The sequence below is a fragment of the Streptomyces flavofungini genome, from assembly GCF_041028215.1.
Taxonomy (GTDB): Bacteria; Actinomycetota; Actinomycetes; order Streptomycetales; family Streptomycetaceae; genus Streptomyces; species Streptomyces flavofungini_B.
In genome coordinates, this window is record NZ_JASKYR010000084.1 from 1 (window position 1) to 15,518 (window position 15,518).

Genomic DNA, 15,518 nt, shown 5'->3' on the forward strand with positions numbered 1-15,518 from the left:
CCCCTCGACCAGGGAGATCAGCCGCGGGGGGGGTCACATGCAGGACGTCCCCTCCCTGGTGGCGCAGGCCCGCGAGGGCAGGCCGCGGGCCGTGGCGCGGCTGATCTCCCTGGTCGAGGGGGCGTCGCCGCAGCTCAGGGAGGTGATGGCGGCGCTCGCCCCGCTGGCGGGCAACGCGTATGTGGTGGGGCTCACCGGATCGCCCGGCGTCGGCAAGTCCACGTCGACGTCAGCCCTGGTCAGCGCCTACCGGCGGGCGGGCAAGCGGGTCGGCGTGCTCGCCGTCGACCCGTCGTCGCCGTTCTCCGGCGGCGCGCTCCTCGGCGACCGGGTGCGGATGTCCGACCACGCGTCCGACCCCGGTGTCTACATCCGCTCCATGGCCACGCGCGGCCACCTCGGCGGTCTCGCCTGGGCCGCCCCGCAGGCGATCCGCGTCCTGGACGCGGCGGGCTGCGACGTGGTCCTCGTCGAGACCGTCGGCGTCGGCCAGTCCGAGGTGGACATCGCCTCGCAGGCGGACACCTCCGTGGTCCTCCTCGCGCCCGGCATGGGCGACGGCATCCAGGCGGCCAAGGCCGGAATCCTGGAGATCGGCGACGTGTACGTCGTCAACAAGGCGGACCGGGACGGCGCGGACGCCACGGCCCGCGAGCTGAACCACATGCTCGGCCTCGGCGAGTCCCGGGGCGCGGGCGACTGGCGGCCGCCCATCGTGAAGACGGTGGCGGCCCGCGGCGAGGGCATCGACGAGGTCGTCGAGGCGCTGGAGAAGCACCGGGCGTGGATGGAGGAGCGGGGCGTGCTCGCCGAGCGGCGGACCGCGAGGGCCGCCCGCGAGGTGGAGACCATCGCGGTGACCGCGCTGCGGGAGCGGATCGGCTCGCTGCACGGCGACCGCAGGCTCTCCGCGCTCGCCGAGCGGATCGTGGCCGGTGAGCTCGATCCGTACGCGGCGGCGGACGAGCTGGTCGAGGGCGTCACCGCGAGCTGACGCCCGGCGCGGCGGACTTCCACAGGGGACAAGCACAGGGGACAGGGGCGGCGTCGGTGACGCCGCCCCTGTGCCGGTCGTACGGGCCGTATGCCGCGGCCCGTGCCGCCTCAGTCGTCCGAGCCGTCGTTGTCGTCGTGGTCGTCGTGGCTGTCCGAACGGTCGGCGGTGACCTTGCCGTTGGTCAGGCCCACGTGCCAGTCGGCCTCGGCGCCCCTGGGGCCGGTCGTCTCCACGTCCCAGGCACCGGCCTTGCCGTCGTCGTCCAGGTCCACGGAGGTCACCGTGCCCTTGTCGGCGGCGGCCCGCGCGGCGTCGGCGGCGCTGGTGGAGGCACCCTTGAGCGCGGAGTTCACCCGGGCGGCGTCGGCGGCGTCGTCCCCGTCGTCGTCCTTGTCGGTCCAGGAGCCGAGGACCTTGCCCGTGCCGGGGTCGACCTCCACGGTGTGCCAGGTGCTGCCCTTCAGGACGTCGACGTCCCAGACCAGGCCGCCGTCCTCGTCGTCGAGCTCGGCGGAGACCGCGGTGCCGGAGGTGCGGGCGAGGGCCGCCTTGATCGCGTCGGCGGCCGTCACCTTGGCGGCCTTGGCCTCGGCGGTGTTCTCGGCGGCGTCGTCGCGGTCGTCCTTGCGGTCGTCGCGGTCGTCGTCCTTGCCGTCGTCGTCCCTGGCGTCGTCCTTGCGGTCGTGGTCCTTGAGCTGGACGCTCGACCTGTTCGCGGCGCTGTCGTCGTCACCGCCGGTCGCGAAGGCGGCGGTGCCGCCTCCGATCAGGGCCGCGGCGGCGACGGTGGCGATGACGATGTTGCGCTTCATGAGTGGTCCTCCCGAGTGAGGGGCGGTGCGGGCGGCGGCCGAGGGGGCCGCCGCCGTTCGCTTTCGACGAGGACCAATCTGGCGGACCGATCCTGVACCGGACCTGAAGCCACCTGAAGGACTCTTCAGGTTCGCTCTGCCACCCTGAACGCATGCGCCTGTTGATCGTGGAGGACGAGAAGCGGCTCGCCCTGTCGCTCGCCAAGGGTCTGACCGCCGAGGGCTTCGCCGTCGACGTCGTCCACGACGGCACCGAGGGCCTGCACCGCGCGAGCGAGGGCACGTACGACCTGGTCGTCCTGGACATCATGCTCCCCGGCATGAACGGCTACCGGGTCTGCTCCCGGCTGCGCGCGGCGGGCAACGACGTGCCGATCCTGATGCTCACCGCCAAGGACGGCGAGTACGACGAGGCCGAGGGCCTGGACACGGGCGCCGACGACTACCTCACCAAGCCGTTCTCGTACGTGGTGCTGGTGGCCCGCGTGAAGGCGCTGCTGCGCCGCCGCGGCACCGCGGGCCCCTCGCCCGTCCACACACTGGGCGACCTCAGGGTCGACACGGCCGCGCGCCGGGTGCTGCGCGGCGAGGAGGAGATCACCCTCACCGCCAAGGAGTTCGCGGTCCTCGAACAGCTCGTGCTGCGCGCCGGGGAGGTCGTCTCCAAGGGCGACATCCTGGAGCACGTCTGGGACTTCGCCTACGAGGGCGACCCCAACATCGTCGAGGTGTACGTGAGCACGCTGCGCCGCAAACTGGGCGCCGCCCTGATCAGGACGGTGCGCGGCGCCGGTTACCGCCTTGAGGCCCCGCGATGAGGCGCCTGCTCGGTTCCGTACGGGCCCGGGCCACGCTCGGCGCGAGCCTGGTCGTGGCCCTCGCCCTGGTCGCGGCGGGCGCCGCGGTACTGCTCGCGCTGCGCGCCAATCTGACCGCGCAGGCGGAGGGGCGCGCCGACGCCGCGGCCCGTGAGGTCGCCTCGCAGCTGGTCGCGGGCCGGGCGTACGCGGAGCTCGACCTGCCGGAGGAGGACGAGAACCCCGTACAGGTCGTCGACGACCGGGGCAGGCTGGTCGCCGTCAGCGACGACCTGGAGCGGATCAGCGGCACCGGAACCACCGCGGTCACGCCCGTCCGTGGCGCCGCCGCGCACTCCGGTGGCGGCGGACACGGTGAGCACGGCGAGAAGGGCGGGGCCAGCGAGAACGGCGCCGACGGGGACGACAAGGGCGAGACGCCCGAGCCCGGCGAGATCGACGACGACGCCGAGTACGGCTCGGGCTCGGCCACCGTCGACGGCGACAGCGCCGACTACCGCTTCGCCGCCGTCGAGGTGAGCACGGAGGACCGCGGCGACCTCACGGTCTGGGCGGGCGGCTCGCTCGCCGACGAGAAGAGCGCGGTGTCGACGGCGCTGACGTCGATGCTGATCGGGTTCCCGCTGCTGCTCGCGGTCGTCGCGGGCGTCACCTGGCTGGTGACGCGCCGCGCGCTGCGCCCGGTCGCGGCGATCACCGCGGAGATGGCGGCGATCACCGCGTCGGAGGATCTGGCGCGCCGGGTGCCCGAGCCGGACACCCATGACGAGATCGCCCGCCTGGCCCGTACGACGAACGAGACGCTCACCGCCCTGCAGACCTCCGTGGAGCGGCAGCGGCGCTTCGTGGCGGACGCCTCGCACGAGCTGCGCAGCCCCATCGCCTCGCTCCGCACCCAGCTGGAGGTGGGCGCCGCGCATCCGGAGCTGCTCGATGTCGACGGAGCGGTCGAGGACACCGTCCGCCTCCAGGAGCTCGCCGCCGACCTGCTGCTGCTCGCCCGCCTCGACGCGGGGGAGAAGCCCGGCGGGGCGCGCGTGGATCTGGCGGCGCTGGCCGGTGAGGAGCTCTCCCAGCGCACGCGGGACCGCGTCGAGGTGCGTACGGAGCTGAGGAGCGCGGAGGTCGCGGGGTCCCGTGGTCAGCTGGCGCGGGTGCTGGGCAACCTGCTGAACAACGCGCAGCGGCACGCCCGCTCCCGGGTCACGGTCGCCACCAGGCCGGACGGCGCGTGGGCGGTCCTTGAGGTGTCCGACGACGGTACGGGTGTTCCGCCGGGTGAACGGGAGCGGATCTTCGAACGGTTCGTGCGCCTCGACGACGCCAGGACCCGCGACGAGGGCGGCGCCGGTCTCGGTCTCGCGATCGCGCGGGACGTGGCGGCACGGCACGGCGGCACGCTCGTGGTCGGGGAGGCGCCGTCGGGGGGTGCGCTCTTCGAACTCCGGCTGCCCCGCCGGTAGGGCTCAGGGCTTGCCGCGCTGGGCGCGCAGGTGTTCCGCGATCGGGGTCAGGGCCTTGTGCAGCTCGCTGAGCGCCTCGGGCGAGACGAGGTCGACGAAGTGCCGGCGCACGGAGGCGACGTGGTGCGGGGCGACTCTCCGCATGGTCTCCATGCCGTCCTCGGTGAGGACGGTGTAGAGGCCGCGCCGGTCGGACTCGCAGTTCTCGCGGCGCACCAGACCCGCGTTCTCCATACGGGTGATCTGGTGGGAGAGCCGGCTCTTGGACTGGAGAGTGGCGGCGGCGAGGTCGCTCATACGCATCCGCAGCTCATCCGATTCGGAGAGGTGCACGAGAATGTCGTAGTCGTTCATGGTCAGGTTGAACGGCTGGAGGTCTTTTTCGAGCTGATACGTCAGCATCCTGTTGACCTCCACGTGGGTGCGCCAGGCGCACTGTTCCTCGTCGGTCAGCCACTGCGGGGCCGTCTCGGTCTCCATGGAATCGATTCTACCTAAGAAGTTGAAAGGTGAACGAACGGGGGATTGTGACGCGCCTCGCACCCCTGGTCACGCGGAAGCGCACAGGCGTTCGCCGTCACACTCCGCAGACTACCGCTCACAGCCCGAAGCGACGCTGGAGGTCCCCCAGTTGTCCGGGAAGACGCGGTGCGCCCGTCTGCCCGCCCGGTTGACCCGGAGTGCCCCGCATGCCCGGCACTCCCGCCTGCTGCGGCACCTCCCCGGACGCCTGCTCGGGCATGAGCGCCTCGGTGGACTGGAGCAGGACGGTGCCCGCGCCGACGAACTCGAATTGGTGCTCCTCCCCGGAGGTGCCCCCGATGCCGGTCAGTGCCCGCACGCCTCCGATCACCCCCGTGAGGTATCCGTGGTCGTAGTGATGGCAGGGCGAGGGGCAGTCCGCCCAGCCCACCAGGGCCTGGGGATCGACCCGGATCGGCGGCTCCATGAACACCACCGGACCATTCGACGCGGCGACGAACTTTCCGGTTCCGATGAGTGTCAGGAAGCCCGGCACGATGGACTGCTTCAGCGCGAGAGTTGGCTGAAAAGCGAGGAGGTTGCCCGAGCGAATGGTCAGGTTGCCCTCATTCAGGTCGTACGAATTGACGTCGAAGGCCCGGTCGGCGAGGAGCATCTTGCCCTGGCCGTCCGCCACCACCCACTCACTCGCGTGCAGCGGCGAATGAAAACTCGTCCGGACCAGACGGTCGAGACGGCCGTGCCCGATGCCGTTGAACTCCATCCGGCCGTAATAGGCGATCATCTTCCCCTTCTGCAGGAACCACTGGTTTCCCTTGAGCTCCACGCAGAAGGTGTACGCGTTGACATTGTCGTCGCTCGGCAGGGTCATCGGGTCGAAGACGGCCGGTGCGCCCGCGGGGGTCAAGACGTTGGGGTTCACAGCTTCTCCTCCGAGGCCTGGACATACACCGCGCCGGTCCCCGACAGCTCCAGCTGGAACGCCTCGCCGGAGCCGCGCCCCACCATGTCGCGCCAGCCGAGCGCCGTGGACAGCTTGTTGCGGACGTCTCCGTGGTGCGCCACATACGCCTGGGGGTCGACGTGGACCGGGCGCTGGGGGGTGATCGGCACCTCGATGACGCCGCCGTGCGCCATGACGGCCACCGAGCCGTGCCCCCTCAGGGTGGTGGTGAACAGGCCCTGGCCGCTCACCTGGCCGCGCACCATGCCCATCACGCCGCCCTGGGAGCCCATGAACATCGTGCCCTGCTGGAGCGTGCCGTCGAAGGCGAGCAGCCGGTCGGCCTCCACATAGAGCGTGTCGCCGGAGAGGCCGATCACCTGGATGTGGTGGCCGCCGTGCCCGAAGAGGACCGTGCCGCTGCCCTCCACCGTCATCAGCGGGGTCGCCTCGCCCGCGGCCCTGCGCCCGATCATGGACATCAGGCCGCCCTGGCCGCCCTGGAGGTTGGGGGTGAAGGAGACGTCGCCCTGGTACGCCAGCATGGCGCCGCGCTGGCTGAAGATCCTGATGCCCGGCTCCACCGCGGCCTCGATCATCTTTGAATTGATCTCCCGGAAGGGCATGTCAGACGTCCCCCGCGATCGTGGCCCGCTCACTGGGCTGCACATAGACCAGGCCGTCGCCCTCGAAGCGGATCTGGAAGGCCTCGCCGCCGCCCTCGCCGAGGAAGGTGCGGAAGGTCACACCGGACTGGAAGCTCTGGCGCACGTCCCCCTGGTGGGCGATATAGGCCCCCGGGTCCACCGTCAGCGGATACTGCCGCGAGACGCGCAGCACCACCGCGGGCCCGTCGGAGACGATCGCCGCCTGGCCCGTGCCCTCGACGGTCGTGGTGAACAGGCCGTTGCCCTGCGAGGCGCCGCGCAGCCCCGTGAAGCTGGTGCCCGTGCGCAGGCCCGCGTCGGTGCAGAGGAGATTGCCCGCCTCGACGAACAGCTTGTCGCCGTCGAGCCGCACGAGGTTGATCTCGGTGGCCCGGTCGGCGAACCAGCAGGTGCCGTGGCCCTTCACCTCCATCACCGTCATCTGCTCGCCGGTGACCCGGCGCGTCACCATGCCGCGGATGCCCTCGCCGCCGCCGGTCATCTTCTTGAAGGCCATCTGGCCGTCATAGGCGACCATCGAGCCGTTCTTCGCCTTCACGGCGTCGCCCGTCATGTCGACGGCGAGCACTCTGCTCCCTTGGAGCCGGAACGTAGCCACGGATCGACGGTAGCCGCCGCGCACGCACGCGGAACAGGGTGAAGGGCCCTGAGCGAACCCGGAGAAGACCCCGATGTCACAATGGGGGTCGCTTGTGCGTCCTTTCACAAGATCAGCGTCGCCCAGCGCCCGCCCTCCTCCGCCGCCCCTCACCGAAGGTGACCCGTGGACATCAAGACTGCCGCTGCCCTGCACCGACTCCGACTCGTCTCGATCCCGGAAGCCATCTCTTTCCCGATCCTGCTGATCTGCTCGGTGCTCAAGCGCACCACCGATTTCAACGCGGTCCCGGTGATGGGCTGGATCCACGCGATCCTCTTCCTCACCTACGTCGTCTTCCTGCTCGACGCCTGGAACCGCACGAAGTGGCCCTGGAAGACGGCCGCGGTGTACTTCCTGCTCGCGATCCCGCCCTTCGGCGGCCTCTTCGCCGAGCGCAAGCTGAAGCGTGAGGCCGAGTCCGCAGTGATCGCCTCGCGCGCCCGCCGCGAAGGGATCGTGAACGCATGATCGTCGCCTTCTCCGTGACGCCGCTCGGCGTCGGCGAGGACGTCGGGGAGTACGTGGCCGACGCGGTGCGCGTGGTGCGCGAGTCCGGGCTGCCCAACCGCACCGACGCCATGTTCACCTCCGTCGAGGGCGAGTGGGACGAGGTCATGGACGTCGTCAAGCGCGCCGTGGCCGCGGTCGAGGCACGGGCGCCCCGGGTCTCCGTCGTCATGAAGGCGGACATCCGCCCCGGAGTGACGGACGGCCTCTCCTCCAAGGTCGCGACCGTGGAGCGCCACCTCTCCGCATAACACCTAGACGCGCCATACCGAAGCCCCCGCCCCCGAGGCGGGGGCTTTCGCATGCCCCGGGCGGACCGGCGCACGACGGCCAGCAGAACCCCAAGCCCCCCGCAACCCGGCAAATGCCCTAAACATAAAACCCCTCACACGGACGCACCTGGTTCGACACGCCGAAGAAACTCCACTTTTGTGTGGGTATCGGCCCGTTCTGAATCGACGGTCGGAACCGACGTTCGACGACGCAAACCTGGAGGGCGCTGTGCGGCAGCCGGAGGGCTACGACTACGAGACCCACAGCACGCTCGCGGGAGCGCTCACCGAGCCGGGCCGCGGGGACGGCCGGGACGGCTACCAGGTCCAGTACCGCAAGCTGCTCGCGGGAGAGCCGCACCGGATACGTGCCGTGCTCCTGATGACGCTGGCCCCGGTCCTCACCGGCATCCTGCTCGTCTACCTCGTCTGGCCCACCCACTGGACCGAACGCGAGGGCGCGGACGCCTGGCTCATCGGCCTCGACGTCACGATGCTCGTGGCGATCGGCCTGATCGAGCTGTTCATGCTGGTCAACGTGGTCTCGATCGCCCACGCCACGATGGTCGCGCGGGACCCCATACCGGTGTTCCCCGAGAAGGGCACCCGCGTCGCGTTCCTCACCACGTACGTCCCCGGCAAGGAGCCCCTCTCCATGGTCCGGGCCACCCTGGAGGGCGCGGTGCGCATACACCACACGGGTCCCCTGGACGTCTGGCTCCTGGACGAGGGCGACGACCCCAAGGCCAAGGCCCTCTGCGAGGAACTCGGCGTCAAGCACTTCACCCGCCTCGGCGTACCGGAGTGGAACCGCGACAAGGGCGCCCACAAGACCCGCACCAAGCACGGCAACTACAACGCCTGGCTCGCGATGCACCACGCGGAGTACGACTTCTTCGCCTCCGTCGACACCGACCACGTGCCGCTCCCCAACTTCCTGGAGCGGATGATGGGCTACTTCCGCGACCCCGACGTGGCGTTCGTCGTCGGACCGCAGGTCTACGGGAACTACGAGACGCCCGTCACCAAGGCCGCAGAGTCCCAGCAGTTCCTCTTCCACGCGCTCATCCAGCGCGCGGGCAACCGCTACCGGGCGCCCATGTTCGTCGGCACCAACAACGTCGTCCGCATCACGGCGCTCACCCAGGTGGGCGGCCTGTACGACTCGATCACCGAGGACATGGCGACCGGCTTCGAGCTGCACCGCCGCCGCAACCCGGCCACCCACAGGCACTGGCGCTCGGTCTACACCCCCGACGTCCTCGCCGTCGGCGAGGGCCCTGCCTCCTGGACGGACTTCTTCACCCAGCAGACGCGCTGGTCGCGCGGCACCTACGAGACCCTCTTCAAGCAGTACTGGCGGGCCCTGTTCTCGATGCCGCCGGGACGGCTCCTCTCGTACACCCTGATGCTCGTCTACTACCCGATGACGGCCGTCAACTGGCTGCTCGGCGTCCTCAGCTGCGTGCTGTTCCTCTGGTTCGGCGCGTCCGGCACACAGGTGGCCGCCTCCGTCTGGCTCATGCTCTACAGCGACGCCGCCGCCCTCCAGATCTGCCTCTACCTCTGGAACCGCAGGCACAACGTCTCCCCGCACGAACCAGAGGGCTCCGGAGGCCTCGCGGGCATGGCGATGTCGGCGCTCTCCGCGCCCGTCTACGCCAAGTCCCTCGGCGCGGCCGTCGTGCGCCGCCCCAGCCGCTTCGTCGTCACCCCCAAGGGCGGCGACGCCAGCCCCGACCGGCTGCTCACCTTCCGCATCCATCTCTTCTGGGCGGCGGTGCTCAGCAGCTCCCTCGCCGCCTCCTTCGTGCTCGGCCACACCCACGCCGCCATGCGCACCTGGGCGTTCCTCGCCCTCGCCATCTCCCTGGCGCCGGTCACCATCTGGCTCTGCACCCGGGTCATGGAGGGCAGGGCGGACCGGCGGGCCGCGGCGGAGCTGCGGGACGCCGCCGCAGCGACGGCCGCCAAGACGGACGGAGAGCCGGAGCCGGCGTTCGCCACCGGCACGACCACAGGGAGGAACTGATCCATGGCCTACCGCCCCTCCAGACGCACCAGGAAGACGCTCATCGGAGTCGGCGCGGGCGCCCTGCTCGTAGGGCTGAACGCGCCCGCCGCGCTCTCCTTCGCCGAGGAGCAGTACTACGAGTACAAGATCGCGCAGCCCGGCTACAAGGCCAAGTACGGCTCCTGGAAGCAGGTCGGCATCCCCGAGGAGTTCCGCACCAACGCCATCCACGCCGCGCTGCTGCACACCGGCAAGGTGCTGATCGTGGCGGGCTCCGGCAACGAGCAGAAGAAGTTCGACGCGGGCTCCTTCGACACCGTCCTGTGGGACCCGAAGAACGACACCTTCAAGAAGATCCCCACCCCCGAGGACTTCTTCTGCTCCGGGCACGCCCAGCTCCCCGACGGCCGCCTCCTGGTGGCGGGCGGCACCGCGCGCTACGAACTGCTCGACGGCGAGGTGGAGCGGGCAGGCGGCGGCATGCGGGTCAAGAACGAGAACCCCGACAAGGCCGTCGTCCTCAAGAAGGGCACGAAATTCCGCTCGCCCTCCGGCGTCGAGTACGTCAGCAGGTTCGACGTCCACGTGCCGAAGGCCAAGCGGGACTTCGAGATCAAGTACTCCAAGTCCGGCGTGATGCAGCCCTGGAAGACGAAGATCAAGGCGAGCGAGACCCGGGTCTTCGTGGAGGCGCTCGAACCCGGCGAGCAGTCGGTCAACGACAAGTCCGCCCAGTACGAGATCGAGGGCCTGACCGGCGACGAGGCCGACAACACGTACGGCATCGCCGAGAAGATCGACATGGAGAAGCAGGACTTCCAGGGGATCAAGGCGGCGTACGAGTTCGACCCGCGCGCCGAGAAGTACATCCCGGTCGACCCGATGAAGAAAGCCCGCTGGTATCCGACCCTGGTCGGACTTGAGGACGGCAAGGTGCTCGCCGTCTCCGGGCTCGACGACGTCGGTGTGATCGACCCCGGGGACAACGAGATCTACGACCCGAAGACCAAGAAGTGGACGGACGGCCCCAAGCGCTACTTCCCGACCTATCCCGCCCTCTTCCTCACCAAGGGCGGGAAGCTCTTCTACCCGGCGTCCAACGCGGGCTACGGCCCCGCCGAGAAGGGCCGCGAGCCGGGCCTTTGGGACCTGGAGACCAACACCTTCGAGAAGGTCCCCGGGCTCACCGACACCGACCAGACCGAGACGTCGGCCTCCGTACTGCTGCCCCCGGCGCAGGACCAGAAGGTGATGATCATGGGCGGCGGGGGAGTGGGCGAGTCGGACAAGGCGACCGGCCGCACGGCCGTGATCGACCTCAAGGAGGAGAACCCGGCCTTCAAGACCGGCCCCGAACTCCCCCAGGGCACCCGGTACCTGAACAGCGTGCTCATGCCGGACGACACGGTGTTCACCTCCAACGGCTCCTCGGACTACCGGGGCCGCGGCGCGAGCAACATCCTGAAGGCGCAGTTCTACGACCCGAAGACCAACGCCTTCCGCTCGGCCGCGTCACCCAGGGTGGGCCGCAACTACCACTCCGAGGCGCTGCTCCTGCCCGACGGCCGCGTGGTGACCTTCGGCTCCGACCCGCTCTACGACAACGAGCAGAACACCAAGCTCGGCCACTTCGAGCAGCGCATGGAGATCTACACGCCGCCGTCGCTGCACAAGGGCGGCAAGAACCGCCCGGTGCTCGGCGCGGGCCCCGGACAGCTCGCGGCGGACGGCCGCGCCACGTTCCGCACCGACCGCCCCGAGGAGATCGCGTCGGCCCGTCTGATGCGCCCGAGCGCGGTCACGCACACGACCGACGTCGAACAGCGCTCCATCGCCCTGCGGCTCACCCCCGGCAAGGGCGAGGTGACGGTCGACGTGCCGCGCGGCGACGCGGCGCTCGTGCCGCCCGGCTGGTACATGCTGTTCGTCACCGACAAGGACGGCACGTCCTCCGAGGCCAAGTGGATCCACGTGGGACCGAAGGGGTGAGACCGGACGGGCGTGGCCGCGCCTACGCGCCCTTCGCGTTGCGGGCGAGGCCCAGCGCGTAGTCCGGCCACCACCGGCCCGCCGCCGGGCCGCCCCGGCAGGGACCGTCGGAGTCGCCGGGGCGCTTGATCCACAGGAAGGCGTCGAGCAGCGGGTCGTCCGTGCGGTCGGTCGGCGGGGTGCCGAGGCCGCGGCCCGGCGGGTTGCACCAGGCGTCCTGCCGGTCGCCCGCCAGCGGGCCCCGGCCGTTGCGGCTGGTGTCCATGACGAAGTGCTTGCCGCCCACGGCCGCCGACAGCTTGCGCCCGTAGGACGTGACGGTCCCGTCGCTCTGGAAGTTGGACACGTTCAGCGAGAAGCCGTCGGCCTTGGCCACGCCCGCCTGCCGCAGCGGATCGGAGAGCTTGTAGGGGTCGGTGATCCAGCCGGGGTTCCCCGCGTCGAGGTACACCCTGACGTCCGGCTGCCGCTTGAGCCGCTGGATGGCCTCGGACAGCAGCTGATACCGGTCGGCGTGGTACTCCTGCGGGGTGCACCCGTCCACGATGTGCGGGATCGCGTCGGGTTCGAGGACGACCAGCGCGGGCGCGTCCCCGATGGCGTCGGCGAAGCTGTCCACCCAGCCCCGGTAGGCCTCGGCGCTGCCCGCGCCGCCCGCCGAGTGCTGGCCGCAGTCGCGGTGCGGGATGTTGTAGGCGACGAGCACCGCCGTGCGGCCCTCCTTCGCCGCGCCCTCGGTGGCCGACCTGATGTCGGACGCGGGGTCGTCCCCGGCGGGCCAGACCGCCATGGGCCGCTCGGAGATCCGCCGGAGCGCCTCCGCGTCCTGCTCGCGGCCGTCCCTGCGCCACTCCTGGACCTGGCGGGCCGCGGGGCTGTCGGGGTCGACCCAGAACGTGTTCGGCGGCGCCTTCGACCCCTCGGCGGACGGTCCGGTGGCCGCCGCGGCGCCCTCGGGCCGTGCGGCACCGGTCTCGGACCCGGAACCGGACCCCGACGAGCAGCCCGCCGTCAGCCCGAGGGCGGCGAGAGCCGTGAGTGCCGTGAACGTGCGGAGCAGCCGGTGCATCCAGACCCCTTGGGCGACGGTGAGAGCTCTGCTGGTCAGTCAGCCCGGCAATCGTTGCATATGGGGTTATTCCTTCCCTCGTGCCACACCGCCCACCTCCCCGGAACGACCGCCCGCCTCCCCGGAACGACCGCCCGCCGTACGGGAACGCGCGCCCGCCGTACGGGAACGCGCGCCCGAATCGCGAGACGGGGCTGACCAGCATGTGACCGACCGGTAAGGTCTTTGGCGTGCCGAAGCCGCTCAGCCTCCCCTTCGATCCCATCGCCCGCGCCGACGAGCTCTGGAAGCAGCGCTGGGGATCGGTGCCGGCCATGGGCGCGATCACCTCGATCATGCGCGCGCACCAGATCCTGCTGGCCGAGGTCGACGCCGTCGTCAAGCCGTACGGACTGACCTTCGCGCGCTACGAGGCGCTGGTGCTGCTCACGTTCTCGCAGGCGGGCGAGTTGCCGATGTCGAAGATCGGCGAGCGGCTCATGGTGCACCCCACCTCGGTCACCAACACCGTCGACCGCCTCGTGCGCTCCGGCCTCGTCGACAAGCGCCCGAACCCCAACGACGGACGCGGCACGCTCGCCTCCATCACCGAGAAGGGCCGCGAGGTCGTCGAGGCGGCCACGCGCGAGCTGATGGCGATGGACTTCGGGCTCGGGGTGTACGACGCGGAGGAGTGCGCGGAGATCTTCGCGATGCTGCGGCCCTTGCGGATCTCCGCCGAGGACTTCGAGGAGAAGTAGCGCCGCGGGGCGGACCGGCGGTCCCGGTTCCGCCCGGTCCGGTCGGGGCGGGGTCGGCGAAGATCGCGCCGGACGGGCCGTTACGCTCGTAGCCATGAAGCGAAGCGTGCTGACCCGCTACCGGGTGATGGCCTACGTCACCGCCGTAATGCTGCTCGTGCTGTGCGTATGCATGATCTTCAAGTACGGCTTCGACAAGGGCGAGGGTCTGACGCTCGTCGTGTCCCAGGTGCACGGTGTGCTCTACATCATCTACCTGATCTTCGCCTTCGATCTCGGCTCCAAGGCGAAGTGGCCGTTCGGCAAGCTCCTGTGGGTACTGGTCTCCGGCACCATCCCGACCGCCGCGTTCTTCGTCGAGCGCAAGGTCGTCCGTGAGGTGGAGCCGCTGATCGCCGACGGCTCCCCGGTCACCGCCAAGGCCTGAGCACCCGGCAGCGACCGCCGTGGGCAAGCCCACGGCGGTTTCCCATCGACATTTACTAGGACGTCCTAGTAAATTCGAGGGTATGGACGCTGACGCGATCGAGGAAGGCCGCCACCGCTGGCAGGCCCGTTACGACAAGGCCCGCAAGCGTGACGCGGACTTCACCACGCTCTCCGGCGACCCGGTCGACCCGGTCTACGGACCGCGGCCCGGCGACACCTACGACGGGTTCGAGCGGATCGGCTGGCCCGGGGAGTACCCCTTCACGCGCGGTCTCTATCCCACCGGGTACCGCGGCCGGACCTGGACCATCCGCCAGTTCGCGGGCTTCGGCAACGCCGAGCAGACGAACGAGCGCTACAAGATGATCCTGGCCAACGGCGGCGGCGGCCTCTCGGTCGCCTTCGACATGCCGACGCTCATGGGCCGCGACTCCGACGACCCCCGCTCGCTCGGCGAGGTCGGTCACTGCGGTGTCGCCATCGACTCCGCCGCCGACATGGAGGTCCTCTTCAAGGACATCCCGCTCGGCGACGTCACGACGTCCATGACGATCAGCGGGCCCGCCGTGCCCGTCTTCTGCATGTACCTGGTCGCGGCCGAGCGCCAGGGCGTCGACCCCGGCGTCCTGAACGGCACGCTCCAGACCGACATCTTCAAGGAGTACATCGCGCAGAAGGAGTGGCTCTTCCAGCCCGAGCCGCATCTGCGCCTCATCGGCGACCTGATGGAGCACTGCGCGCGCGACATCCCCGCGTACAAGCCGCTCTCCGTCTCCGGGTACCACATCCGAGAGGCCGGGGCGACGGCCGCGCAGGAGCTCGCGTACACGCTCGCGGACGGCTTCGGCTACGTGGAGCTGGGCCTCTCGCGCGGCCTCGACGTCGACGTCTTCGCCCCCGGCCTCTCCTTCTTCTTCGACGCGCACGTCGACTTCTTCGAGGAGATCGCGAAGTTCCGCGCCGCGCGCCGCATCTGGGCGCGCTGGCTCCGCGAGGAGTACGGGGCGAAGACGGACAAGGCCCAGTGGCTGCGCTTCCACACGCAGACGGCGGGCGTGTCGCTGACCGCCCAGCAGCCGTACAACAACGTCGTCCGTACGGCGGTGGAGGCGCTCGCGGCGGTGCTCGGCGGCACGAACTCCCTGCACACCAACGCCCTGGACGAGACCCTCGCCCTGCCGAGCGAGCAGGCCGCGGAGATCGCGCTCCGTACGCAGCAGGTGCTGATGGAGGAGACGGGCGTCGCGAACGTCGCCGACCCGCTGGGCGGCTCCTGGTACATCGAGCAGCTCACCGACCGCATCGAGGCCGACGCGGAGAAGATCTTCGAGCAGATCAAGGAGCGGGGGCGGCGGGCCCGCCCCGACGGGCGGCATCCGATCGGCCCCATCACGTCCGGCATCCTGCGGGGCATCGAGGACGGCTGGTTCACCGGCGAGATCGCGGAGTCCGCATTCCAGTACCAGCAGTCCCTGGAGAAGGGCGACAAGCGCGTCGTCGGCGTCAACTGCCACCACGGTTCCGTCACCGGTGACCTGGAGATCCTGCGGGTCAGCCACGAGGTGGAGCGGGAGCAGGTCAGGGAGCTCGCGGGGCGCAAGGCGGGGCGGGACGAGGCCCGTGTCCGCACCTCGCTCGACGCGATGCTCGCGGCGGCGCGGGACGGCTCCAACA

16 protein-coding genes are annotated in these 15,518 nt (G+C 70.5%); 10 read left to right on the forward strand and 6 right to left on the reverse strand.

Annotated features, from left to right (window positions below):
- The first annotated feature begins 37 nt into the window (after positions 1-37).
- On the forward strand, positions 38-994 hold the full coding sequence (gene meaB, locus AB8Z36_RS08680; RefSeq protein WP_369212636.1) for a methylmalonyl Co-A mutase-associated GTPase MeaB: 957 nt from the start codon (positions 38-40) through the stop codon (positions 992-994).
- Positions 995-1,104: 110 nt separating this feature from the next.
- On the opposite strand, the gene AB8Z36_RS08685 is transcribed toward meaB, so the two are convergent.
- Positions 1,105-1,809: a PepSY domain-containing protein gene (locus AB8Z36_RS08685; RefSeq protein ID WP_369212622.1), complete on the reverse strand. Its 705-nt coding sequence runs from the start codon at positions 1,807-1,809 to the stop codon at positions 1,105-1,107.
- Positions 1,810-1,961: 152 nt separating this feature from the next.
- Between AB8Z36_RS08685 and AB8Z36_RS08690 the strand changes: the two genes are divergently transcribed.
- The gene (locus tag AB8Z36_RS08690) at positions 1,962-2,627 is read left to right on the forward strand and encodes a response regulator transcription factor (RefSeq protein WP_369212623.1); all 666 of its coding nucleotides are present in this window, start codon (positions 1,962-1,964) and stop codon (positions 2,625-2,627) included.
- Entirely contained in the window at positions 2,624-4,090 is a 1,467-nt protein-coding gene (locus tag AB8Z36_RS08695; protein ID WP_369212624.1) for a sensor histidine kinase, read from the forward strand. The genes AB8Z36_RS08690 and AB8Z36_RS08695 overlap by 4 nt, the downstream gene beginning before the upstream one ends.
- 3 nt (positions 4,091-4,093) lie before the next feature.
- Here AB8Z36_RS08695 and AB8Z36_RS08700 read toward each other — a convergent pair whose 3' ends face one another.
- The 4 genes from AB8Z36_RS08700 to AB8Z36_RS08715 all read right to left on the reverse strand — a co-directional run bounded on the left by AB8Z36_RS08700 (position 4,094) and on the right by AB8Z36_RS08715 (position 6,782).
- A complete protein-coding gene (locus AB8Z36_RS08700) occupies positions 4,094-4,570 on the reverse strand; it encodes a MarR family winged helix-turn-helix transcriptional regulator (RefSeq protein WP_369212625.1) in 477 nt (158 codons plus the stop codon).
- 118 nt (positions 4,571-4,688) lie between these two features.
- Complete coding sequence (locus AB8Z36_RS08705) at positions 4,689-5,444, reverse strand: AIM24 family protein (protein WP_369212637.1); 756 nt, start codon at positions 5,442-5,444, stop codon at positions 4,689-4,691.
- A gap of 47 nt (positions 5,445-5,491) precedes the next feature.
- Positions 5,492-6,142 (reverse strand): AIM24 family protein, encoded by a 651-nt coding sequence (locus tag AB8Z36_RS08710; protein WP_369212626.1) that lies wholly within the window; start codon positions 6,140-6,142, stop codon positions 5,492-5,494.
- 1 nt (position 6,143) lies between these two features.
- Entirely contained in the window at positions 6,144-6,782 is a 639-nt protein-coding gene (locus AB8Z36_RS08715) for an AIM24 family protein (protein ID WP_369212627.1), read from the reverse strand.
- Between the two features lie 165 nt (positions 6,783-6,947).
- Between AB8Z36_RS08715 and AB8Z36_RS08720 the strand changes: the two genes are divergently transcribed.
- The 4 genes from AB8Z36_RS08720 (at position 6,948) to AB8Z36_RS08735 (ending at position 11,606) form a co-directional block, all read left to right on the forward strand.
- A complete protein-coding gene (locus tag AB8Z36_RS08720; protein ID WP_369212628.1) occupies positions 6,948-7,292 on the forward strand; it encodes a DUF3817 domain-containing protein in 345 nt (114 codons plus the stop codon).
- The gene (locus tag AB8Z36_RS08725; protein ID WP_369212629.1) at positions 7,289-7,582 is read left to right on the forward strand and encodes an MTH1187 family thiamine-binding protein; all 294 of its coding nucleotides are present in this window, start codon (positions 7,289-7,291) and stop codon (positions 7,580-7,582) included. Before AB8Z36_RS08720 ends, AB8Z36_RS08725 begins: the two co-directional genes overlap by 4 nt.
- Before the next feature lie 250 nt (positions 7,583-7,832).
- Positions 7,833-9,635, forward strand: coding sequence for a glycosyltransferase family 2 protein (locus AB8Z36_RS08730; protein ID WP_369212630.1), 1,803 nt, complete (start codon positions 7,833-7,835; stop codon positions 9,633-9,635).
- Positions 9,636-9,638: 3 nt separating this feature from the next.
- Complete coding sequence (locus AB8Z36_RS08735) at positions 9,639-11,606, forward strand: galactose oxidase-like domain-containing protein (RefSeq protein ID WP_369212631.1); 1,968 nt, start codon at positions 9,639-9,641, stop codon at positions 11,604-11,606.
- Positions 11,607-11,628: 22 nt separating this feature from the next.
- On the opposite strand, the gene AB8Z36_RS08740 is transcribed toward AB8Z36_RS08735, so the two are convergent.
- Entirely contained in the window at positions 11,629-12,675 is a 1,047-nt protein-coding gene (locus tag AB8Z36_RS08740) for a glycoside hydrolase family 6 protein (RefSeq protein WP_369212632.1), read from the reverse strand.
- Between the two features lie 230 nt (positions 12,676-12,905).
- On the opposite strand from AB8Z36_RS08740, the gene AB8Z36_RS08745 reads away from it, so the two are divergent.
- The 3 genes from AB8Z36_RS08745 to AB8Z36_RS08755 all read left to right on the forward strand — a co-directional run.
- Positions 12,906-13,415 carry a MarR family winged helix-turn-helix transcriptional regulator gene (locus AB8Z36_RS08745; protein ID WP_369212633.1) on the forward strand — a complete coding sequence of 170 codons (510 nt, stop codon included), beginning with the start codon at positions 12,906-12,908 and terminating at the stop codon, positions 13,413-13,415.
- A gap of 94 nt (positions 13,416-13,509) precedes the next feature.
- On the forward strand, positions 13,510-13,842 hold the full coding sequence (locus AB8Z36_RS08750; RefSeq protein ID WP_369212634.1) for a DUF3817 domain-containing protein: 333 nt from the start codon (positions 13,510-13,512) through the stop codon (positions 13,840-13,842).
- Positions 13,843-13,924: 82 nt separating this feature from the next.
- The coding region (locus AB8Z36_RS08755) for an acyl-CoA mutase large subunit family protein (protein ID WP_369212635.1) at positions 13,925-15,518 on the forward strand (1,594 nt) is incomplete at its 3' end.

Bases quoted from the DNA above. Each gene is read 5' to 3' on its own strand.
- meaB (WP_369212636.1), top strand. From the start codon at position 38: ATGCAGGACGTCCCCTCCCTGGTGGCGCAGGCCCGCGAGGGCAGGCCG.
- AB8Z36_RS08685 (WP_369212622.1), bottom strand. From the start codon at position 1,809: ATGAAGCGCAACATCGTCATCGCCACCGTCGCCGCCGCGGCCCTGATC.
- AB8Z36_RS08690 (WP_369212623.1), top strand. From the start codon at position 1,962: ATGCGCCTGTTGATCGTGGAGGACGAGAAGCGGCTCGCCCTGTCGCTC.
- AB8Z36_RS08695 (WP_369212624.1), top strand. From the start codon at position 2,624: ATGAGGCGCCTGCTCGGTTCCGTACGGGCCCGGGCCACGCTCGGCGCG.
- AB8Z36_RS08700 (WP_369212625.1), bottom strand. From the start codon at position 4,570: ATGGAGACCGAGACGGCCCCGCAGTGGCTGACCGACGAGGAACAGTGC.
- AB8Z36_RS08705 (WP_369212637.1), bottom strand. From the start codon at position 5,444: ATGACCCTGCCGAGCGACGACAATGTCAACGCGTACACCTTCTGCGTG.
- AB8Z36_RS08710 (WP_369212626.1), bottom strand. From the start codon at position 6,142: ATGCCCTTCCGGGAGATCAATTCAAAGATGATCGAGGCCGCGGTGGAG.
- AB8Z36_RS08725 (WP_369212629.1), top strand. From the start codon at position 7,289: ATGATCGTCGCCTTCTCCGTGACGCCGCTCGGCGTCGGCGAGGACGTC.
- AB8Z36_RS08735 (WP_369212631.1), top strand. From the start codon at position 9,639: ATGGCCTACCGCCCCTCCAGACGCACCAGGAAGACGCTCATCGGAGTC.
- AB8Z36_RS08740 (WP_369212632.1), bottom strand. From the start codon at position 12,675: ATGCACCGGCTGCTCCGCACGTTCACGGCACTCACGGCTCTCGCCGCC.
- AB8Z36_RS08750 (WP_369212634.1), top strand. From the start codon at position 13,510: ATGAAGCGAAGCGTGCTGACCCGCTACCGGGTGATGGCCTACGTCACC.